Here is a 21,238-nt window from a genome sequence, read left to right on the forward strand (position 1 = left end):
TTTGCGAGGCGTTATCCAAATCCGAAAACGGGTCTTTTGTATTAATGAAACTTGCGCATAATACTTAACCCGACGACGACCAACAGGCCCGCAAGGCCAGGGATAAAGGATGAAACCGTTTCGCCTTGCCGCGCTTTCAGTAGCGCTGCTTACCACCATCACGCTTGTCGGTTGCGATGAAAAGGACGATAAGACCCGTTCTGTCGCACCTGCCACTGCGACCGCTTCCACCTCTACCGCTGATGCTGCACCTGCAAAGCCTGACAACGCCACGCTGGAGAAGCTGGCGGCGCAAAGCGCGGGCAAAGCGTTGACCCTTCTGGATGCGTCAGAAATCCAGCTGGACGGTGCCGCCGCGCTGGTGCTCACCTTCTCTGTGCCGCTGGATCCCAGCCAGGATTTCAGCCGCACGGTGCATGTGGTGGACAAAAAAAGCGGCAAGGTTGACGGGGCATGGGAGCTGGCGCCAAACCTGAAAGAGCTACGCCTGCGTCATCTGGAACCGAACCGCGAGCTACTGGTCACCGTCGAGCGAGACCTGCTGACGCTGAACAAAAACACCTTTGGCAGCGAGGTCGAAAAAGCGATCACCACCCGTGATATCGAACCGAGCGTCGGGTTCGCCAGCCGCGGCTCGCTGCTGCCGGGTAAGGTGGTGGAAGGGCTGCCGGTGATGGCGCTGAACGTCAACAACGTTGATGTGAATTTCTATCGCGTCAAACCTGAGTCACTGGCCGCCTTTGTCAGCCAGTGGGAATACCGCAACTCCCTCACCAACTGGGAATCCGACAACCTGCTGAAAATGGCGGAGCTGGTCTACACCGGCCGTTTTGACCTTAACCCGGCCCGCAATACCCGTGAAAAACTCCTGCTGCCGCTGGCGGATATCAAGCCGTTACAGCAGGCGGGGGTCTATATCGCAGTGATGAATCAGGCCGGGCATTACAACTACAGTAACGCCGCGACCCTCTTTACCCTCAGCGATATTGGGCTTTCCGCCCACCGCTACCATAACCGTCTGGATATCTTTACCCAGAGCCTGGAGAACGGCGCGACACAGTCGGCTGTTGAGGTACTGCTGCTCAACAATAAAGGGCAGACCCTGGCGCAGGCCACCAGCAACGCTGATGGTCATGCGATGCTGCAAACGGACAAAGAGGCCGCGCTGCTCCTCGCCCGCAAAGAGGGGCAGACCACCCTGTTGGATCTCACCCTTCCGGCGCTGGATCTGGCGGAGTTTGCTATCTCCGGCGCGCCCGGCTTTAGTAAGCAGTTCTTTATGTTTGGCCCGCGAGATCTCTATCGCCCGGGTGAAAAGGTGATCCTCAACGGTCTGCTGCGCGACAGCGACGGCAAACCGCTCCCTGACCAGCCGGTGAAGCTGGAAGTGCTACGCCCGGACGGGCAAGTGGCACGCACGGTGGTCAGCCAGCCCGCAAACGGTCTTTACCGCTTTGACTACCCGCTTGAGAGCGGCGCGCAAACCGGGATGTGGCATGTTCGCGCCAGTACGGGTGACAGCCAACATCAGATGTGGGATTTCCACGTCGAAGACTTTATGCCAGAGCGCATGGCGCTCAATATTGCCGGGCAAAAAGTGCCGGTATCCCCGCAGGATCCTGTTGCGTTCAATGTCACGGGTTATTACCTCTACGGTGCACCCGCCAACGGCAACAGCCTGCAAGGACAGCTCTTCCTGCGTCCCTTACGGGAAGCCGTGGCCGCACTGCCGGGCTTCCAGTTCGGGGATATTGCCGAAGAGAACCTGAGCCGCAGCCTTGATGAAGTGCACCTGACCCTCGATGACCAGGGACGCGGACAGGTGAGCAGCGACAGCCAGTGGAAAGAGACTCACTCCCCGCTGCAGGTTGTTTTGCAGGCCAGCCTGCTGGAGTCCGGCGGGCGTCCGGTCACACGGCGCGCTGAGCAGGCCGTCTGGCCCGCAAGTACGCTGCCGGGCATCCGTCCGCAGTTCGCCAGCAAAGCGGTCTATGACTATCGCACCGATACCACCGTCAATCAGCCGATTGTCGAGGAGAACAGCCAGGCCGGGTTTGATATCGTTTACGCCGATGCCAGTGGCGCAAAAAAAGCGGTCTCTGGCTTGCAGGTGCGCCTGATCCGCGAGCGGCGCGACTACTCATGGAACTGGTCCGAGAGTGACGGCTGGCAGTCTCAGTTTGATCAAAAAGACCTGAACGAGGGCGAGCAGGTGCTGGATCTGGCCGCCGACGAGACCGGAAAAGTGAGCTTCCCGGTAGAGTGGGGTTCCTATCGTCTGGAGGTGAAAGCCCCGGATGAAGCGGTCAGCAGTGTGCGCTTCTGGGCAGGTTACAGCTGGCAGGACAACAGTGACGGCACCGGGGCGGCCCGCCCGGACCGGGTGACGATGAAGCTGGACAAACCGACCTATCGCCCTGGCGATACGATTAAACTGCATATCGCTGCCCCGGCGGCAGGGAAAGGCTATGCAATGATCGAATCCAGCGAAGGGCCGTTGTGGTGGAAGGAGATTGATGTGCCGGCCGAGGGGCTGGATATGACCATCCCGGTGGATAAAGCCTGGATACGTCACGATCTCTATCTCTCCACGCTGGTGGTGCGCCCTGGCGATAAATCGAAATCAGCTACGCCAAAACGGGCGGTGGGCCTGTTGCATCTGCCTATGGGCGATGAGAGCCGCCGCCTGGGCATTACGCTGGAAAATCCACAAAAAATGCGCCCGAACCAGACGCTGGCGGTCAAGGTGAAGGCCAGCGTCAAAGAGGGGGCGACCCCACAAAAAATCAATGTGTTGGTTTCGGCGGTGGACAGTGGCGTACTGAACATAACCGATTATGTCACTCCCGATCCCTGGCAGGCGTTCTTTGGTCAGAAGCGCTATGGCGCAGACATTTACGATATCTATGGCCAGGTCATTGAAGGCCAGGGACGCCTGGCGTCACTGCGCTTTGGTGGCGATGGCGATGAACTTAAGCGTGGCGGCAAACCGCCGGTAAATCATGTCACCATCATCGCCCAACAGGCGCAGCCGGTAGAACTGGATGCCAACGGCGAGGGTACCGTTTCGTTACCGATTGGCGACTTTAACGGCGAACTGCGTCTGATGGCTCAGGCCTGGACGGATGATGACTTTGGCAGCAGTGAAAGCAAAGTTGTGGTTGCCGCCCCTGTGATTACCGAGCTGAATACCCCGCGCTTTCTCGCCAGCGGCGATAACGCCAGGCTGACGCTGGATCTGACCAACCTCACTGATAAACCGCAGACCCTTAACGTGGCGTTGACCGCAGGCGGCAACCTGGCACTGAAAGCGCCCCAGCCGCAGCCGGTGCAGCTGGCGGCGGGTGAACGTTCAACACTGTTTATTCCGGTGCGAGCGCTGGATGGCTTTGGCGACGGCGAAATCGCCGCCCAGGTGAGCGGACTGACGCTGCCGGGTGAAACCTTTGCTCCGCAACAGAAAAGCTGGAAAATTGGCGTGCGTCCGGCGTTCCCGGCACAGACGGTCAACAGTGGTACGATGCTCAAGCCGGGTGAAAGCTGGCACGCACCGGAACAGCACCTCGCTGATTTCTCACCGGTGACATTACAGGGGCAGCTTTTGCTCAGCGGCAAGCCGCCGCTCAATCTGGCCCGCTATATTCGTGAGCTGCAGGCCTATCCGTATGGCTGTCTGGAGCAGACTGCCAGCGGCCTGTTCCCGTCGCTCTATACCAATGCCGCCCAACTGAGCGCGCTGGGTATTAAGGGCGACAGCGACGAGAAGCGCCGCGCGGCCATTGAGATCGGCATCTCTCGTCTGCTGCAGATGCAGCGTAACGACGGCGGTTTTGCCCTCTGGGATAAAAACGGTCCAGAAGAGTACTGGCTCACCGCCTACGTCACCGATTTCCTGGTACGTGCGGGCGAGCAGGGTTACAGCGTACCGGTTGACGCCATCAACAATGCCAACAGCCGTCTGCTGCGCTACCTGCAGGATCCGGGCATGATGGCGGTTCGCTACAGCGAGGATACTCAGGCCAGCAAATTCGCCATCCAGGCCTATGCCGCGCTGGTGCTGGCACGCCAGCAGAAAGCGCCTCTCGGGGCATTGCGCGAAATTTGGGAGCGTCGAGCGCAAGCAAAATCGGGCCTGCCGATAATGCAGTTGGGACTGGCGCTGAAGCTGATGGGGGATACGCCGCGCAGCCAGCAGGCCTTGGATCTGGCAATCAAAACGCCGCGCAGCGAGACGCAGGCCTGGATGGCCGATTACGGTAGTCCGCTGCGTGATAACGCAATGATGCTCAGTCTGCTGGAAGAGTACAATTTGCTGCCAGATGCGCAGAACACGCTGTTGAACGCGCTCTCTCAGCAGGCGTTCAGCCAGAGCTGGCTCTCGACTCAGGAGAGCAACGCCCTGTTCCTGGCGGGCCGTTCCCTGCAGACGCTGGCGGGTGACTGGCAGGCGACCACCACCCCTGGCGGGGAGGGGATGCGCGGTAATAAGCCCCAGGTGCAAAACCTGAATGCCGATCAACTTGCTGCCCTGCAGGTCACTAATACCGGCACTGCGCCGCTGTGGGTGCGTCTGGACAGCAGCGGCTATCCGCAATCGGCACCGCAACCTACAGCTAATGTGCTGAAAATTGAACGTCAGTTCCTGGCCACCGACGGCAGCAGTAAATCGCTCTCTTCTTTGAAAAGCGGTGAGCTGGTGCTGGTCTGGCTGGAAGTTACCGCCACGCAGAATGTGCCGGATGCGCTGGTGGTCGATTTACTGCCCGCTGGCCTGGAGCTGGAAAACCAGAACCTCGCCAGCAGCAGTGCCAGCCTGCAGGAGAGCGGGAGTGAAGTGCAAAACCTGCTCAACCAAATGCAACAGGCCGATATTCAGCATATGGAGTTCCGGGACGATCGCTTTGTGGCCGCCGTGCCGGTGAATGAATACCAGCCAGTGACGCTGGTCTATCTGGCACGCGCCGTCACGCCGGGGACCTATACGGTGCCTGTACCGCTGGTGGAGTCAATGTACGTGCCGCAGTGGCGGGCAACAGGTGCGGCCAGCGGCCCGCTGATTGTCGTTCCGTAACGTGCGGTATCGGAAATGGCTACGCTCCCGCTGGCTGTGGCTGGTGGGGGCGTTACTTTTGCTGTGGGCTGGCGTCATCGCAGCCGATCGCCTGTGGCCGCTGCCGCTGCACGAGGTCAACCCTGCCCGGGTGGTGGTGGATGAAAACGGCACTCCGCTGTGGCGGTTTGCCGATCGCGACGGTATCTGGCGCTATCCGGTCACTATCGAAGAGGTCTCGCCGCGCTATCTTGAGGCCCTAATCCAGTATGAAGATCGCTGGTTCTGGGACCATCCGGGCGTAAACCCGTTCTCGGTGCTGCGTGCCGCCTGGCAGGATCTTACCGCCGGAAAGGTCATATCGGGCGGAAGTACGTTGACCATGCAGGTGGCGCGTCTGCTGGATCCCCATTCCCGCACGGTGGGCGGCAAGGTGCGTCAGCTCTGGCGTGCGCTCCAGCTGGAGTGGCACCTCTCCAAACGTGAAATCCTGACCCTCTATCTGAATCGTGCGCCTTTTGGCGGCACGCTACAGGGCGTGGGGGCCGCCAGTTGGGCCTATCTGGGAAAAGCGCCTGCACAGCTGAGCTACTCCGAAGCCGCGCTGCTTGCGGTTCTGCCGCAGGCCCCGAGCCGCTTGCGCCCGGACCGCTGGCCGCAGCGTGCCGAGGCAGCACGTAACAAAGTTCTCAAACGTATGGCCTCGCAGGGCGTCTGGCCCGCGCAGCAGGTAACAGAGTCGCAGGAAGAGCCGGTATGGCTGGCTCCCCGGCAGATGCCACAGCTGGCGCCGCTGTTCTCGCGCATGATGCTCGGTAAAAGCCGTGACACCAAAGTGGTGACAACCCTCGACGCCACACTCCAGCGCCAACTGGAGGAGCTGGCGCTGAACTGGAAATCCCGCTTGCCGCCCCGCAGTTCGCTGGCAATGATCGTGGTCGATCACAGCGATATGAAAGTGCGCGGCTGGGTGGGATCGGTTGACATCAACGACGACAGCCGTTTCAGCCATGTCGATATGATCTCGGCGATCCGATCCCCGGGATCGGTGCTCAAGCCCTTTGTCTATGGTCTGGCGATGGACGACGGGCTGATCCACCCGGCCTCGCTGCTGCAGGATGTTCCGCGCCGCACTGGCGATTATCGCCCCGGCAATTTTGACAGCGGTTTTCACGGCCCGATCAGCATGAGCGAGGCGCTGGTGCGATCCCTGAACCTGCCCGCCGTACAGGTACTGGAAGCCTACGGGCCGAAGAAGTTTGCCGGGATGCTGCGCAACGCCGGATTACCGCTGCTGCTTCCGGCGGGCGCTCAGCCGAACCTGTCCCTGATCCTGGGCGGTGCCGGGGCGCGTCTGGAAGATATCGCTGCGGCATACAGCGCCTTTGCCCGTAAGGGGCGGGCAGGGAAACTGCGCCTGCAACCGGACGATCCGCTGTTGGAGCGGCCTCTGCTCTCGCCTGGCGCGGCATGGATCATCCGCCGCATTCTGGCCAACGAGGCGCAGCCGCTGCCGGACAGCGCCCTGGCTCAGGTGGTGCCCCTGGCAGTGAAAACCGGTACCAGCTATGGCTATCGCGATGCCTGGGCGATAGGGCTGAATGCACGCTACGTGATCGGGATCTGGACCGGCAGACCGGACGGCACACCGGTGGCCGGGCAATTTGGTTTTGCCAGCGCGGTGCCGGTGCTAAATCAGGTTAATAACCTGCTTCAATCGCGCTCGGCGCTGGATGAGGCGCGCCTGCCACGGGATCCGCGCCCGGCCTCGGTGAGCCGCGGCGTCATTTGCTGGCCGGGGGGGCAGTCTCTGCCTGAAGGGGACAGCAACTGTCGGCGCCGCCTCTCCACCTGGCTGCTGGAGGGGAGTCAGCCTCCGACGCTGTTGCTGCCGGAGCAGGAGGGCATCCGCGGCATTCGTTTTCCTGTCTGGCTGGATAACAGCGGTCAACGCGTGGCGGCAGACTGCCCGCAGGCGCGACAACACACGCTGGACGTCTGGCCGCTGCCGCTGGAGCCGTGGCTGCCGCAGGCGGAACGGCGGGCTGCGCGCATTCCGGCGGCATCAACCGCCTGCCCACCGCTCGGCCAGGCCTTCCCGACGCCGCTCATCCTCTCAGGCATACGCCAGGGGGCGGTGATTAAGCGCGTGCCCGGTGAGGCGCGCGTGTCGTTGCCCCTGCTGGCCAGTGGAAGCGAGGGTGCGCGCTGGTGGTTTCTTAATGGTGAACTGCTGAATGTGAAGGGCCGGGCGTATACCTTGCATCTTGAAAGTGCAGGGGATTACCAGCTGCTGGTGATGGATGAGGCAGGGCAGGTAGCCACCGTCGATTTTACATTGCAGTAAATAAAACAGGGTTTAGCCACGATCTGTTGTTAAAACTCGTCTTATTTTAAAAAAATGTTACATCCATCCATAGGCAATGGCGTTAATGCTCATTATAATCCGCGCCATATCTTACGCATGAATGCAAAACAACAGAACAAATCACAGAGGTAATCATGGCTATTGAACGTACTTTTTCCATCATCAAACCAAACGCGGTGGCAAAAAACGTTATTGGCAGCATCTTTGCTCGCTTTGAAGCGGCAGGGTTCAAAATCGTTGGCACCAAAATGCTGCATCTGACCGTTGAGCAGGCTCGCGGTTTCTATGCTGAGCACGAAGGTCGCCCATTCTTCGACGGCCTGGTTGAGTTCATGACCTCTGGCCCAATCGTGGTATCCGTACTGGAAGGCGAAAATGCCGTTCAGCGTCACCGCGATCTGCTGGGTGCAACCAACCCGGATAACGCTCTGGCAGGTACTCTGCGCGCAGATTACGCTGACAGCTTCACCGAGAACGGCACCCACGGTTCCGACTCTGTAGAATCTGCTGCGCGTGAAATCGCTTTCTTCTTCGCAGAAGGCGAAGTGTGTCCACGTACCCGTTAATCTAACGGTTTCGTTTACACATTATTTTCGTAAATGCCACGTGCAGACGTGGCATCCCTGCGCCAGACTTTGTACAATGCAACGCCCCGGATGAGCAGACTGCTTACCGGGGCGTTTCTTTTCAACCCTCCACGGGCCATAACGTGTAACAACGAGGCCGGAATATATTATGTCTGAATTAGTTAATACCTCCGAAGTCGCCATTCCTGCGGTTCCAAATAAAAATGGAAAAATCAACCTGCTGGACCTGAACCGTCAGCAGATGCGCGAGTTCTTCAAAGAGATGGGCGAGAAGCCGTTTCGTGCCGACCAGGTCATGAAATGGATGTATCACTATTGCAGCGACAATTTTGATGACATGACTGACATCAACAAGGTGCTGCGTAACAAGCTGAAAGACGTGGCTGAAATTCGCGCACCGGAAGTGGTGGAAGAGCAGCGTTCAGCTGACGGCACCATCAAATGGGCGATTGCCGTCGGCGATCAGCGCGTTGAAACGGTCTATATCCCGGAAGATGACCGCGCCACGCTGTGCGTCTCTTCCCAGGTCGGTTGTGCGCTGGAGTGTAAGTTCTGCTCCACGGCGCAGCAGGGCTTTAACCGTAACCTGCGTGTTTCTGAAATCATCGGCCAGGTCTGGCGTGCGGCGAAAATCGTCGGCGCGGCAAAAGTGACCGGCACCCGTCCTATCACCAACGTGGTGATGATGGGGATGGGCGAGCCGCTGCTGAACCTGACCAACGTGGTGCCAGCCATGGAAATCATGCTGGATGACTTCGGTTTTGGCCTGTCCAAACGTCGCGTGACCCTCTCCACCTCAGGTGTTGTGCCTGCGCTGGATAAGCTCGGCGACATGATTGACGTCGCGCTGGCCATCTCTCTGCATGCGCCGAACGACACCATCCGTGACGAAATTGTGCCGATCAACAAAAAGTACAATATCGAGACCTTCCTGAACTCGGTTCGTGGCTATATTTCGAAGTCCAATGCCAACCAGGGACGCGTCACCATTGAGTACGTCATGCTGGATCACGTCAACGACGGTACCGAGCATGCGCACGAGCTGGCGGCACTGCTGAAAGATACGCCGTGCAAGATCAACCTGATCCCATGGAACCCGTTCCCGGGCGCGCCGTATGGCCGTAGCTCGAACAGCCGTATCGACCGTTTCTCCAAGGTGCTGATGGAGTATGGTTTTACCACTATTGTGCGTAAAACCCGCGGTGATGATATTGATGCTGCCTGTGGTCAGCTGGCCGGTGATGTTATCGACCGTACCAAGCGCACGCTGCGTAAACGTATGCAGGGCGAGGCTATCGCCGTCAAGGCCGTGTAATTATTATGCTGTCCCGGCGCATTATCTGCGCCGTGACAGCGTAAGATGCGAATAAACAGTCATTGCGCCGGTGAATGGGTAATAATTACGGTGCGTTTTATATGACTTTAAGGCAGTATGTAACGACGCAACAACAGTTTAACCTCACTGACAAGCCGCTTCTGTCAACCAAAACCTGACAGTGTTGTGCTGTCTGACTAAGGTTAACTGACCAGAAGTTTCGCGGTGCGGGTGGCATTGTGACTCACCGGCGCCAGGATCCTCAATTTTCACGTACCATTAGTTGTAGCGAATGAATACTGAAGCCACTCACGACCAAAATGCAGCACTTTCCACTGGCGTTCGTCTACGTAACGCCCGTGAACAACTCGGACTCAGCCAGCAAGCCGTTGCGGAACGCTTATGTCTGAAGGTTTCCACGGTCCGCGATATTGAAGAAGATAAGGCACCTGCCGAACTTGCTTCTACGTTTCTGCGTGGTTATATCCGCTCCTATGCGAAACTGGTGCATATTCCTGAAGAAGAACTGCTGCCAATGATGGAAAAACAGGCACCGGTCAGAGCGGCAAAAGTCGCACCGATGCAGAGTTTTTCGTTGGGCAAACGTCGTAAAAAACGTGATGGCTGGTTGATGAGCTTTACCTGGTTGGTATTGTTTGTGGTTATCGGTCTGACGGGCGCCTGGTGGTGGCAAAACCACAAAGCGCAGCAGGAAGAGATCACCACCATGGCCGATCAGTCCTCCGCCGAGCTGAATAACTCAGCGGGCGAGGGCGCTCAAAGCATCCCACTGAATACCGACACCTCAGCAACGGCCAGCGAAACGCCGGCAGCAACGGCCAATACCCCGGATACCACAACGGCGCAGACTGCTGCGCCAGCCGTTAATCAAACCGCTCAGGCTCCGGCTGACAGTGCCGTCGTCTCCCCTTCTCAGGCGAACGTTGAGACTGCACCGGCAACAACGGCGAATAATGCGGTTCAGCCTCTGCCATCCGATCCGGCGGGCGTGACGGCTGCACCGGCCGACCCGAATGCACTGGTAATGAACTTCAACGCTGATTGCTGGCTGGAAGTGACCGACGCAACCGGCAAAAAGCTGTTCAGCGGCCTCCAGCGTAAGGACGGCACGTTAAATCTGGCAGGCCAGGCGCCTTATAAGCTCAAGATTGGTGCTCCGGCAGCGGTCCAGATCCAGTTCCAGGGTAAACCTGTCGATCTGAGCCGTTTTATCAGAACTAACCAGGTTGCGCGTCTGACCCTCAATGCCGAACAATCAGCAGCACAGTAAGTAACAGACGGGCAACGCGGGAGATTTTTCATGCATAACCAGGCTCCTATTCCACGTAGAAAATCGAAACGTATTTACGTCGGGAATGTGCCAATCGGCGATGGTGCTCCTATCGCCGTTCAATCGATGACCAACACCCGTACCACCGATGTGGCGGCGACGGTCAATCAGATCAAAGCGTTAGAACGTGTAGGCGCGGATATTGTTCGCGTTTCTGTGCCCACTATGGATGCGGCAGAAGCGTTCAAACTCATCAAACAGCAGGTCTCCGTGCCGTTGGTAGCCGATATTCACTTCGATTACCGTATCGCGCTGAAGGTAGCGGAATACGGCGTCGATTGCCTGCGTATCAACCCTGGCAACATCGGCAGCGAAGAGCGTATCCGCGCGGTAGTTGATTGCGCCCGCGACAAGAACATTCCCATCCGTATCGGCGTGAACGCCGGTTCGCTGGAAAAAGATCTGCAGGAAAAATACGGCGAACCGACCCCGCAGGCGCTGCTCGAATCGGCCATGCGTCATGTGGATCATCTCGATCGTCTGAACTTCGATCAGTTCAAGGTCAGCGTTAAAGCGTCGGACGTTTTCCTCGCCGTTGAATCTTATCGTCTGCTGGCGAAGCAGATCGATCAGCCGCTGCACCTCGGGATCACCGAAGCCGGCGGCGCGCGCAGCGGTGCGGTAAAATCGGCGATTGGCCTGGGTCTGCTGCTCAATGAAGGCATTGGCGACACCCTGCGTGTCTCGCTGGCCGCCGATCCCGTCGAAGAGATCAAAGTCGGTTTCGATATCCTGAAATCGCTGCGTATTCGTTCCCGTGGCATCAACTTTATCGCCTGTCCGACCTGTTCGCGTCAGGAGTTCGATGTCATTGGTACGGTGAATGCACTTGAGCAGCGTCTGGAAGATATCATCACCCCGATGGACGTTTCGATTATCGGTTGTGTGGTGAACGGTCCGGGCGAGGCGCTGGTGTCGACGCTGGGCGTCACGGGTGGCAACAAGAAAAGTGGTCTCTATGAAGATGGCGTCCGCAAAGATCGTCTGGATAATAACGACATGATCGATCAGCTTGAAGCCCGCATCCGTGCTAAAGCCACCATGCTGGACGAAGCGCAGCGCATCAGCGTGCAACAAGTCGAAAAATAACGTGATGGGAAGCGGTTCGCTTCCTGTGTATGATTGAACCCTTCGGTTATGAACCCCAGGGTTCATTTTTGTCTATAGAAAGAGAACAAACGTGGCAAAGAACATTCAAGCCATTCGCGGCATGAACGATTATCTGCCTGCCGAGACCGCCATCTGGCAGCGCATTGAAGGCACCCTCAAGCAGGTGCTCGGCAGCTACGGTTACAGCGAAATCCGTTTGCCGATTGTAGAGCAGACCCCGTTATTCAAACGCGCTATCGGTGAAGTCACCGACGTGGTTGAAAAAGAGATGTACACCTTTGAGGATCGTAACGGCGACAGCCTGACCTTACGTCCAGAAGGTACGGCGGGATGTGTACGCGCCGGCATCGAACATGGTCTCCTGTACAATCAGGAGCAGCGCCTGTGGTATATCGGCCCAATGTTCCGTCACGAACGCCCACAGAAAGGCCGTTACCGCCAGTTTAACCAGCTGGGTGTCGAAGCCTTTGGTCTGCAAGGGCCGGATATCGACGCGGAACTGATTATGCTGACCGCCCGCTGGTGGCGTGCGCTGGGTATCGCCGATCACGTATCACTGGAGCTGAACTCCATCGGTTCTCTTGAAGCCCGTGCAAACTATCGCGACGCGCTGGTGGCATTCCTCGAGCAGCATAAAGAGCAGCTGGACGAAGACTGTAAGCGTCGTATGTACAGCAACCCGCTGCGCGTGCTGGATTCCAAGAACCCGGACGTACAGGCACTGCTGAATGACGCACCCGCCCTCGGCGATTATCTCGACGACGATTCCCGCGAACACTTTGCCGGTCTGTGCAAATTGCTGGAAGCTGCCGGTATTGCTTACACCGTAAATCAACGCCTGGTGCGTGGTCTGGATTACTACAACCGCACCGTGTTTGAGTGGGTTACCACCAGCCTCGGTTCACAGGGAACGGTCTGTGCGGGCGGTCGTTACGACGGCCTGGTAGAGCAGTTGGGCGGCCGTCCGGCACCTGCTGTTGGTTTCGCCATGGGTCTTGAGCGACTTGTTTTGTTAGTTCAGGCAGTTAATCCGGAATTTAAAGCCGATCCTGTTGTCGATATATACCTGGTAGCCTCAGGCGCGGAAACGCAGTCTGCGGCAATGCAGCTTGCCGAACGCGTGCGCGATGCGCTGCCTGCGGCTAAGCTGATGACCAACCACGGCGGCGGCAACTTTAAGAAACAGTTCGCCCGTGCCGATAAGTGGGGCGCGCGCATCGCACTGGTACTTGGCGAGTCCGAAGTGGCTAACGGCGAAGTGGTAGTGAAGGATCTGCGCTCTGGTGAGCAAACAACAGTAACGCAGGATGGCGTTGCGGCGCACTTGCGCACTCTACTGGGCTAAGGAGAAGGACTGCGTGGAAATGTACGAGAACGAAAACGACCAGGTTGATGCGATTAAACGCTTCTTTGCTGAAAACGGCAAAGCGCTGGCTGTTGGGGTCATTTTAGGTGTTGGTGCCCTGGTGGGCTGGCGTTACTGGAACAGTCATCAGATCGATTCCGCGCGTGGCTCCTCCTTACAGTATGAAAATACCGTGAGCGCCATTCAGGCCGATCAGCCACAAACCCTGGCGGCGGCAGAGAAATTTGCCGCAGACAACAAGAACACCTATGGCGCACTGACTTCGCTGGAAGTCGCTCAGCAGTTCGTTGATAAAGGCGAGCTGGACAAAGCGGCAGCCCAGCTGCAGCAGGGTCTGGCAGCCGCAGGCAACGATAACCTGAAAGCGCTCATCAACCTGCGTCTTGCCCGTATTCAGGTGCAGCAGAAGAAACCAGACGAAGCGCTGAAAACCCTGGACACCGTCAAAGGTGAAGGTTTTGCCTCCATCGTTGCCGACCTGCGCGGTGAAGCACTGCTGAGCAAAGGCGACAAACAAGGCGCGCGCAGCGCATGGGAAGCGGGTGTGAAAAGCAACGCCTCGCCAGCGCTGAGCGAAATGATGCAGATGAAAATAAATAATTTGTCCGTCTGAGAGGGACCCGATGCAATTGCGTAAATTACTTCTGCCAGGACTGCTTTCCGTTACGTTATTGAGCGGCTGTTCACTGTTCAGCGGCGAAGAAGATGTTGTCACCATGTCGCCACTGCCGACGGTTGAAAACCAGTTTGCACCGTCTACCGCATGGAGCACGTCCGTGGGTGATGGTATTGGCGATTTCTATTCCAACCTGCATCCGGCATATGCAGATGGCGTTGTCTATGCGGCTGACCGCAAAGGCACGGTAAAAGCCATGAATGCCGATGACGGCAAAGAGGTGTGGTCCATTAACCTGGCAGAAAAAAGCGGCTGGCTGTCACGCACGCCAGCCCTGCTGTCAGGTGGTGTGACGGTCGCTGGTGGTCATGTCTATATCGGCAGCGAAAAGGCACAGGTTTATGCCCTTAACGCCAGCGACGGTTCTATTGCCTGGCAAACCCGCGTTGCCGGCGAAGCACTCTCTCGTCCGGTCGTCAGCGACGGCATGGTGCTGGTCCATACCGCTAACGGTCAGCTGCAGGCACTGAATGAAGCTGACGGTGCGGTGAAGTGGACCGTTAACCTGGATATGCCTGCGCTCTCCCTGCGCGGTGAATCTGCCCCAGCCACTGCGTTTGGTGCGGCCATTGTTGGCGGCGATAACGGTCGCGTTAACGCCGTACTGATGCAGCAGGGCCAGCTGATCTGGCAGCAGCGCATCTCTCAGGCAACCGGTCCGACCGAAATCGACCGTCTGAGCGATGTGGATACCACCCCGGTTATCGTCAACGGCGTTGTTTACGCCCTGGCCTATAACGGCAACCTGACCGCGATGGATCTGCGTAGCGGCCAGGTGATGTGGAAACGTGAGCTGGGTTCAGTGAACGATTTCGTGGTGGATGGCAACCGCATCTATCTGGTCGATCAGAACGATCGCCTGCTGGCGCTGAGCACCGATGGCGGTGTAACGCTGTGGACGCAAAGCGATCTGCTGCACCGTCTGCTGACCGCACCGGCGCTGTATAACGGCAGCCTGGTCGTGGGTGATAGCGAAGGCTACATGCACTGGATCGACCCGAGCAACGGTAGTTTTGTCGCCCAGGAAAAAGTCGACGGTTCCGGTTTCCTGACCGAGCCGGTGGTGGCTGACGGCAAACTGCTGATCCAGGCAAAAGACGGTACGCTGTACGCGATCACGCGTTAATCACCGCGGTTGTAGTATACTCAACGGCTCCTGTTGCTTCAGGGGCCGTTTTGATTTTTTAAAAAACGCCGCATACGCGACGTGATATCGAATTTTATGAGGCTTTAAACATGGTACCTGTGGTCGCGCTTGTCGGGCGCCCGAACGTTGGAAAATCCACTCTTTTTAACCGATTAACCCGCACCCGTGATGCGCTGGTTGCGGATTTCCCGGGGCTGACGCGTGACCGTAAGTACGGTCGTGCAGAAGTGGAAGGTCGTGAGTTCATCTGTATCGATACCGGTGGTATCGACGGCACAGAAGATGGCGTTGAAACCCGCATGGCGGAACAATCCCTGTTGGCGATTGAAGAAGCAGACATCGTGCTGTTTATGGTGGATGCACGTGCGGGCCTGATGCCTGCCGACTCTGCTATCGCCAAGCACCTGCGCTCACGCGAAAAAGCCACCTTCCTGGTCGCGAACAAAACTGACGGTATCGATGCCGATCAGGCGATGGCCGATTTCTGGTCATTAGGTCTGGGCGATATCTATCCGATCGCCGCCTCTCACGGTCGTGGCGTAACCAGCCTGCTGGAAACCGCGCTGCTGCCGTACGTTGACGAGATCAACCCGCCTGAAGAAGTCGATGAAGACGCCGAATACTGGGCGCAGTTCGAAGAAAGCGAAGAGGGCGAAGAGGAGCCGGAAGACGACTTCAACCCGCAGGATCTGCCGATTAAGCTGGCAATCGTCGGTCGTCCAAACGTAGGTAAGTCCACACTTACCAACCGTATCCTCGGTGAAGACCGCGTGGTGGTGTACGACATGCCGGGTACTACCCGCGACAGCATTTACATCCCCATGGAGCGTGACGGACGTGAATACGTTCTGATCGACACTGCGGGCGTGCGTAAGCGCGGTAAAATCACCGATGTGGTAGAAAAATTCTCGGTAATCAAAACCCTGCAGGCGATCGAAGACGCCAACGTGGTGATGCTGGTTATCGATGCCCGTGAAGGCATCTCCGATCAGGATCTCTCCCTGCTCGGCTTTATCCTCAATAGTGGGCGCTCACTGGTTATTGTCGTCAACAAGTGGGACGGCCTGAGCAACGACGTGCGTGAGCAAGTCAAAGAGATGCTGGACTTCCGTCTGGGCTTTATCGACTTTGCCCGCGTTCACTTCATCTCTGCCCTGCACGGCAGCGGTGTAGGTAACCTGTTCGAGTCCGTACGCGAAGCCTACGACAGTTCTACCCGTCGTGTCGGCACCGCGATGCTGACCCGCATCATGACCATGGCGGCAGAAGACCATCAGCCACCTCTGGTGCGTGGTCGTCGCGTGAAGCTGAAATATGCCCACGCAGGGGGCTATAACCCACCTATCGTGGTTATTCACGGTAACCAGGTGAAGGATCTGCCGGATTCCTACAAACGCTACCTGATGAACTACTTCCGCAAATCGCTGGACGTAATGGGTACGCCGATCCGTATCCAGTTCAAAGAAGGGGATAACCCGTTTGCTAACAAGCGCAACACCCTGACGCCAAACCAGATGCGTAAGCGTAAGCGTTTGATTAAACATATCAAGAAAAGCAAATAATCCTTGCTGCTCTGCTGAAAACCCGCGCCTGTCGCGGGTTTTTTTATGCCTGTCTGCAACGAATAATTATTGATGTGATGTCAATCACTATTCATGTTTATCCAACAGAAAATCCAGAAAATAAGACGATTGTCGAACTTTCATCTTTTGGTGGGGGTATAGGGGCTGGACAAAAGTTGCTTCAGGTTATCAAATGGTTAAATAACATTTCGCAGGATATAAAAAAGCCACCCGATCGCTAACCGGGCGGCGGAGACCCGGTGTTAACAAGCACGACGACACTTCATTTCAGGAGCATTATGCAATCCTCTGTTAATAAAAACGAAAGCCGAACTTTCTTCGGCCATCCTTATCCACTCGGCGCGCTATTCTTCACAGAGATGTGGGAGCGCTTCTCGTTTTACGGTATTCGTCCGCTCCTGATCCTGTTTATGGCGGCCACCGTCTATGACGGCGGCATGGGGCTGGCCCGTGAAAATGCCTCTGCTATCGTCGGTATCTTTGCCGGAACCATGTACCTGGCCGCGCTGCCGGGCGGCTGGCTGGCGGATAACTGGCTCGGCCAGCAGAAAGCAGTATGGTACGGCTCGATCCTGATTGCCCTCGGCCATCTGTCGATTGCGCTTTCCGCGGTGATGGGTAACAACCTGTTCTTCATCGGTCTGATGTTTATCGTCCTTGGCTCGGGTCTGTTTAAAACCTGTATCTCGGTGATGGTGGGCACGCTGTATAAAAAAGGCGATGCGCGTCGTGACGGCGGCTTCTCGCTGTTCTATATGGGCATCAACATGGGGTCGTTTATCGCGCCGCTGATCTCCGGCTGGCTGATTAAATCCCACGGCTGGCACTGGGGCTTTGGTATTGGCGGCATCGGGATGCTGGTGGCGCTGGTCATTTTCCGCCTGTTTGCCGTACCGTCGATGAAGCGCTACGACAGCGAAGTGGGGCTGGACTCCACCTGGAACAGCCCGGTAGTGAAGAAAAACGGCGTGGGCGCCTGGTTACTGGCGCTGGCGGCAGGTGTTGCGATTATCGTTACCCTGATTGCGCAGGGCGTGATTGTGATTAACCCGGTCGCGGTGGCCAGCGTGCTGGTCTACGTGATTGCCGCCTCGGTGGCGCTCTACTTCATCTGGTTGTTCATGTTTGCCGGTCTGAACCGTAAAGAGCGTGCCCGTCTGCTGGTCTGCTTTATCCTGCTGGTGTCGGCGGCCTTCTTCTGGTCTGCGTTTGAACAAAAGCCAACCTCCTTTAACCTGTTTGCGAATGACTATACCAACCGCATGATCGGTGATTTTGAAATCCCGGCGGTGTGGTTCCAGTCGATTAACGCCCTGTTCATTATCCTGCTGGCCCCGGTGTTTAGCTGGGCCTGGCCGAAGCTGGCGAGCAATAACATTCGCCCTAGCAGCATCACCAAGTTCGTGATCGGTATTTTGTGTGCGGCAGGGGGCTTTGGCCTGATGATGCTGGCGGCGCAGAACGTCCTCAATAATGGTGGGGCAGGGGTGTCACCGTTCTGGCTGGTGGGCAGTATTTTGATGCTGACCCTCGGTGAACTCTGTCTCAGCCCGATTGGCCTGGCGACCATGACGCTGTTGGCCCCGGAGAGAATGCGTGGCCAGATGATGGGCCTGTGGTTCTGCGCCAGCGCCCTCGGCAACCTGGCGGCGGGTCTGATTGGCGGTCACGTGAAGGCCGATCAGCTGGATCTGCTGCCGAATCTCTTTGCACGCTGCTCCATCGCGCTGCTGATTTGTGCTGCCGTGCTGATGGTGCTCATTGTTCCGGTGCGTCGTATGCTGGAAAATACCCAGACGAAAAATGAGTCGAAACCGGTAACCAACGCCTGATATCTGCCTTTGCTGGCCGGGGCGTGCGTTACGCTCCGGCCTTGCTAATACAGAGGTGATATATGCAGATTGGGTTTGTTGGACTCGGCGCGGTGGTTGAAACCGCCTACTTACCCGCACTACAAACCACCTTTGGTACTTCCCTCTGCTGTCTGGGGTTTGATATCCAGCCGGCAAAGACGCTTGATGGCGTCACCCATTGTCCTTCGCTTGCCGACCTTCTTACCCGCCCCCTCGATACGCTGTTTATCACTACCGCATCGCTGCAGCACCTTGAGGTGCTTGAGCTGGCGCTGGCCTCCTCCATCCCGCGCATTGTGGTTGAAAAGCCCATTGTCGCGACGCTCACCCAAATAGCCATGCTGAAAACACTGCTGGCAAGGCCAGAGGCGGCCGCCCGGGTGCTGGCACTCGATCACTGGATGGCGCGCCTTAATCTGGTGCAGCTGGGGTTGGTCGGGGCGTTTTCCGATATCGTCCGCATCGAAGGTTTTTTACAGGAGCCGAGCGGGTTTAACGCGGTGGGGGAGCCTGTCGCACTCAATTTTGCCACCGGGGAACCGGATACCCGAACGCTGCGCCATCCTGACGGGGTGATCCTGGATATCGGGACGCACGTGCTGGCGATGATGCGCGAAACGGTGCGTTACCTGGGCGGCAATGGCGATATTGCTTTGCAGGTGGTAACTGCCAGAGATCGTCTGGGGCGCGATATCGCAAAAGGCGATCTGACCACGGCGGAAGGCGAGGCGCATCTTCAGGGGCAGATCGGCGGCGTGCCGGTGGATATCTGGCTGAACAAATATGCCGGGCCGTCCGGGGGACAAAAAGGGCTGCGACTGCATCTGCGGGACGGACGCGTAATCAGCCACGACCGGCGCGGGGCGGAGGATGTCCTTGAGCTGTTCGAGGGCGATAGGGTTCAGTCCTGGCGTTTTGGCGGCACGATTTACGCGCGCTGTCTGGCGGAGCATATTCTGGGGGAGCATAGCCTGTTTGCACGCGACCCGGACGAGGTAAGCCGTACGACGCAGCGCAGGCTGGAAGAGGTAGAAATCCTGCTGACATTACAGCAACAGCTACGTGGCTCCCACTAAACGCATCGTGGTAATATCAGGGCAGAACTGAATGTCCTTTAAAGGAGTCATCATGTCGATTACCTGTCCGGATTGCCATGCGGAGATTGAACCGCAAAACGGTGTGGCGCACTGCGAGAATTGCCATAAAGATATCGTCCTGGAAGCGCGCTGCCCGGAGTGCCATCAGCCACTCCAGGTATTAAAGGCCTGCGGTGCGGTGGATTATTTCTGCCAAAACGGCCACGGTTTGATCTCGAAAAAACGCGTGGCGTTCGTCAGAGCTGACGCTTAATCGCAGACGCAGCCTTCGCCTTTTTGCCAGAGTTCGACCAGCGACTCTGGCGCTTCCTGCTCGGGAACCAGCACAATGATGTCGGTATATTGCGCCTGATTGTGCCGGGTCCAGATTATCTGGATGCGAAAATAGCGCTGGTCGCCGCCGCCGGGTGAAGTCCGTTGGCCGGGCGGCTCTCCCCGTGGAATAGCCTGCTCCAGTATGTTCACCACGCGCTGGCGCTGCGTGCTGTTAAGCGTCGAGAGCGCGATTCGCCGTAACCCGCTGAGATGGGGAATATAGGCCACGCCGCCTTCACGCGCCAGCTCAACCACCGCGTCATCCGTCAGTTCGGGAACCTGCATTTACAACACTCCCACCTGTTTCCAGGCTTGCTCAATGGCTGCTGCGACGTCGCCACCCGATCGCTTTTCACCGTGTGCTATCGTCAGTTTCGCAAAGGCGTCAAAATCCGCATCTTGCGCCAGCTGTCGATCGCAAACCGTGTCATACCAGGCATAACCCGCTTTCTCCCAGGCATAGCCGCCAATGGCCGTCGCGGCAAGGTAAAACGCGCGATTAGGAATGCCCGAATTAAGATGCACGCCGCCGTTATCTTCACGCGTTTTGATAAAGTCTTTCATATGCCCGGGCTGCGGATCCTTGCCGAGCAGGGGATCATCATAGGCGGTTCCTGGTTCTGACATCGATCGCAGCCCTTTGCCATTGATCGCTTCCGCCAGCAGCCCCTCACCTATCAGCCAGTCGGCCTGGTTGGCCGTTTGCTTCAGGTGATACTGTTTCACCAGCGAGCCGAAAACGTCAGATAATGACTCATTCAGCGCACCCGATTGTTCAAAGTAGATAAGCCCGGCTTCGGTTTCGGTTACGCCATGGCTAAGTTCATGTGCCACAACGTCAATCGCAATTGTGAAGCGGTTAAATATCTCGCCGTCACCATCGCCGAAGACCATCTGCTGACCATTCCAGAAAGCGTTCTGATATTCCCGCCCATAATGAACGGTGCCCGTCAGTATCAGCCCTTTATTATCCAGCGAGTCGCGATGATAATTTTTCCAGAAAAAATCATGGGTGATACCTAAATAATCATAGGCTTCATCGACAGCAATATCCCCATTTGACGGCTGTCCCTCATAACGCACCTGAGCGCCCGGCAGTTCCTGGGTCTGTTTTGCATCATAAATATCACGCTCCAGCTGCCCGGTTTTGTTAACGTGCGGCGCAGCGGGTTTACCTGGCATATGTGCCATCAGCGTTTGTACATGCGTCAGTGTCTGGCGGGCGCAACGCTGCTGCGGCTCAGAGCCACTTTCAATAATACGACGAAGAATATACGGCGGGATCACGCTGTGAATTCGGGTCATGCTTCTCTCCTGTTTCTGGCAATGCCGAAAAAAGAAACACGTTAATTGTAAATGATGACGCCGCAGGCGGAGAGAAGTCAGAGTATTCGTACCGGTAAAAACTGGCATAACGCCT

The 21,238-nt window shown here is 57.3% G+C and carries 15 protein-coding genes; 13 read left to right on the plus strand and 2 right to left on the minus strand.

What is annotated here, in order from left to right; translation table 11 throughout:
* Positions 1–109: 109 nt before the first annotated feature.
* The 13 genes from ABIE02_RS05640 to ABIE02_RS05700 all read left to right on the plus strand — a co-directional run bounded on the left by ABIE02_RS05640 (position 110) and on the right by ABIE02_RS05700 (position 19,756).
* Positions 110–5,071, plus strand: a complete 4,962-nt coding sequence (locus ABIE02_RS05640) for an alpha-2-macroglobulin family protein (RefSeq protein ID WP_336994433.1) — start codon at positions 110–112, stop codon at positions 5,069–5,071.
* Positions 5,058–7,397 (plus strand): peptidoglycan glycosyltransferase PbpC, encoded by a 2,340-nt coding sequence (gene pbpC / locus ABIE02_RS05645; protein ID WP_267965619.1) that lies wholly within the window; start codon positions 5,058–5,060, stop codon positions 7,395–7,397. Before ABIE02_RS05640 ends, pbpC begins: the two co-directional genes overlap by 14 nt.
* Positions 7,398–7,552: 155 nt before the next feature.
* Positions 7,553–7,984, plus strand: a complete 432-nt coding sequence (gene ndk / locus ABIE02_RS05650) for a nucleoside-diphosphate kinase (RefSeq protein ID WP_032613104.1) — start codon at positions 7,553–7,555, stop codon at positions 7,982–7,984.
* A 169-nt stretch (positions 7,985–8,153) separates the two neighbouring features.
* A complete protein-coding gene (locus ABIE02_RS05655; protein ID WP_032613102.1) occupies positions 8,154–9,320 on the plus strand; it encodes a bifunctional tRNA (adenosine(37)-C2)-methyltransferase TrmG/ribosomal RNA large subunit methyltransferase RlmN in 1,167 nt (388 codons plus the stop codon).
* 292 nt (positions 9,321–9,612) lie between these two features.
* The gene (gene rodZ / locus ABIE02_RS05660) at positions 9,613–10,611 is read left to right on the plus strand and encodes a cytoskeleton protein RodZ (RefSeq protein WP_032613100.1); all 999 of its coding nucleotides are present in this window, start codon (positions 9,613–9,615) and stop codon (positions 10,609–10,611) included.
* A gap of 30 nt (positions 10,612–10,641) precedes the next feature.
* Entirely contained in the window at positions 10,642–11,760 is a 1,119-nt protein-coding gene (gene ispG / locus ABIE02_RS05665) for a flavodoxin-dependent (E)-4-hydroxy-3-methylbut-2-enyl-diphosphate synthase (RefSeq protein WP_032613098.1), read from the plus strand.
* A 91-nt stretch (positions 11,761–11,851) separates the two neighbouring features.
* Entirely contained in the window at positions 11,852–13,126 is a 1,275-nt protein-coding gene (gene hisS, locus ABIE02_RS05670; RefSeq protein ID WP_059307402.1) for a histidine--tRNA ligase, read from the plus strand.
* Positions 13,127–13,139: 13 nt separating this feature from the next.
* Positions 13,140–13,760 (plus strand): YfgM family protein, encoded by a 621-nt coding sequence (locus ABIE02_RS05675; protein WP_032613095.1) that lies wholly within the window; start codon positions 13,140–13,142, stop codon positions 13,758–13,760.
* 10 nt (positions 13,761–13,770) lie between these two features.
* Positions 13,771–14,949 carry an outer membrane protein assembly factor BamB gene (gene bamB, locus ABIE02_RS05680; RefSeq protein WP_032613093.1) on the plus strand — a complete coding sequence of 393 codons (1,179 nt, stop codon included), beginning with the start codon at positions 13,771–13,773 and terminating at the stop codon, positions 14,947–14,949.
* Positions 14,950–15,059: 110 nt separating this feature from the next.
* Complete coding sequence (gene der / locus ABIE02_RS05685; RefSeq protein ID WP_059307403.1) at positions 15,060–16,532, plus strand: ribosome biogenesis GTPase Der; 1,473 nt, start codon at positions 15,060–15,062, stop codon at positions 16,530–16,532.
* 299 nt (positions 16,533–16,831) lie between these two features.
* Positions 16,832–18,385 carry a peptide MFS transporter gene (locus ABIE02_RS05690; protein ID WP_077226717.1) on the plus strand — a complete coding sequence of 518 codons (1,554 nt, stop codon included), beginning with the start codon at positions 16,832–16,834 and terminating at the stop codon, positions 18,383–18,385.
* 62 nt (positions 18,386–18,447) lie between these two features.
* Entirely contained in the window at positions 18,448–19,482 is a 1,035-nt protein-coding gene (locus ABIE02_RS05695) for a Gfo/Idh/MocA family oxidoreductase (RefSeq protein ID WP_336994434.1), read from the plus strand.
* 52 nt (positions 19,483–19,534) lie between these two features.
* Complete coding sequence (locus ABIE02_RS05700) at positions 19,535–19,756, plus strand: zinc ribbon domain-containing protein (protein ID WP_103793049.1); 222 nt, start codon at positions 19,535–19,537, stop codon at positions 19,754–19,756.
* Here ABIE02_RS05700 and ABIE02_RS05705 read toward each other — a convergent pair.
* Both ABIE02_RS05705 and ABIE02_RS05710 read right to left on the minus strand, forming a co-directional pair.
* On the minus strand, positions 19,753–20,103 hold the full coding sequence (locus ABIE02_RS05705) for a protealysin inhibitor emfourin (protein ID WP_165718175.1): 351 nt from the start codon (positions 20,101–20,103) through the stop codon (positions 19,753–19,755). The two genes, ABIE02_RS05700 and ABIE02_RS05705, sit on opposite strands and share 4 nt — an antisense overlap.
* Positions 20,104–21,123, minus strand: coding sequence for a M4 family metallopeptidase (locus ABIE02_RS05710; RefSeq protein WP_336994435.1), 1,020 nt, complete (start codon positions 21,121–21,123; stop codon positions 20,104–20,106). It abuts the gene before it with no gap.
* Between the last annotated feature and the right edge of the window lie 115 nt (positions 21,124–21,238).

Source organism: Leclercia sp. 1548 (assembly GCF_050435045.1).
Taxonomy (GTDB): domain Bacteria; phylum Pseudomonadota; class Gammaproteobacteria; order Enterobacterales; family Enterobacteriaceae; genus Enterobacter; species Enterobacter adecarboxylatus.

What these genes read in the sequence shown, in the direction of transcription:
- ABIE02_RS05690 (WP_077226717.1), top strand. Translation starts at nt 16,832, where the DNA reads ATGCAATCCTCTGTTAATAAAAACGAAAGCCGAACTTTCTTCGGCCAT.
- der (WP_059307403.1), top strand. Translation starts at nt 15,060, where the DNA reads ATGGTACCTGTGGTCGCGCTTGTCGGGCGCCCGAACGTTGGAAAATCC.
- ABIE02_RS05700 (WP_103793049.1), top strand. Translation starts at nt 19,535, where the DNA reads ATGTCGATTACCTGTCCGGATTGCCATGCGGAGATTGAACCGCAAAAC.
- ABIE02_RS05655 (WP_032613102.1), top strand. Translation starts at nt 8,154, where the DNA reads ATGTCTGAATTAGTTAATACCTCCGAAGTCGCCATTCCTGCGGTTCCA.
- ABIE02_RS05710 (WP_336994435.1), bottom strand. Translation starts at nt 21,123, where the DNA reads ATGACCCGAATTCACAGCGTGATCCCGCCGTATATTCTTCGTCGTATT.
- ABIE02_RS05705 (WP_165718175.1), bottom strand. Translation starts at nt 20,103, where the DNA reads ATGCAGGTTCCCGAACTGACGGATGACGCGGTGGTTGAGCTGGCGCGT.
- ABIE02_RS05640 (WP_336994433.1), top strand. Translation starts at nt 110, where the DNA reads ATGAAACCGTTTCGCCTTGCCGCGCTTTCAGTAGCGCTGCTTACCACC.
- bamB (WP_032613093.1), top strand. Translation starts at nt 13,771, where the DNA reads ATGCAATTGCGTAAATTACTTCTGCCAGGACTGCTTTCCGTTACGTTA.
- rodZ (WP_032613100.1), top strand. Translation starts at nt 9,613, where the DNA reads ATGAATACTGAAGCCACTCACGACCAAAATGCAGCACTTTCCACTGGC.
- ABIE02_RS05695 (WP_336994434.1), top strand. Translation starts at nt 18,448, where the DNA reads ATGCAGATTGGGTTTGTTGGACTCGGCGCGGTGGTTGAAACCGCCTAC.
- ndk (WP_032613104.1), top strand. Translation starts at nt 7,553, where the DNA reads ATGGCTATTGAACGTACTTTTTCCATCATCAAACCAAACGCGGTGGCA.
- ispG (WP_032613098.1), top strand. Translation starts at nt 10,642, where the DNA reads ATGCATAACCAGGCTCCTATTCCACGTAGAAAATCGAAACGTATTTAC.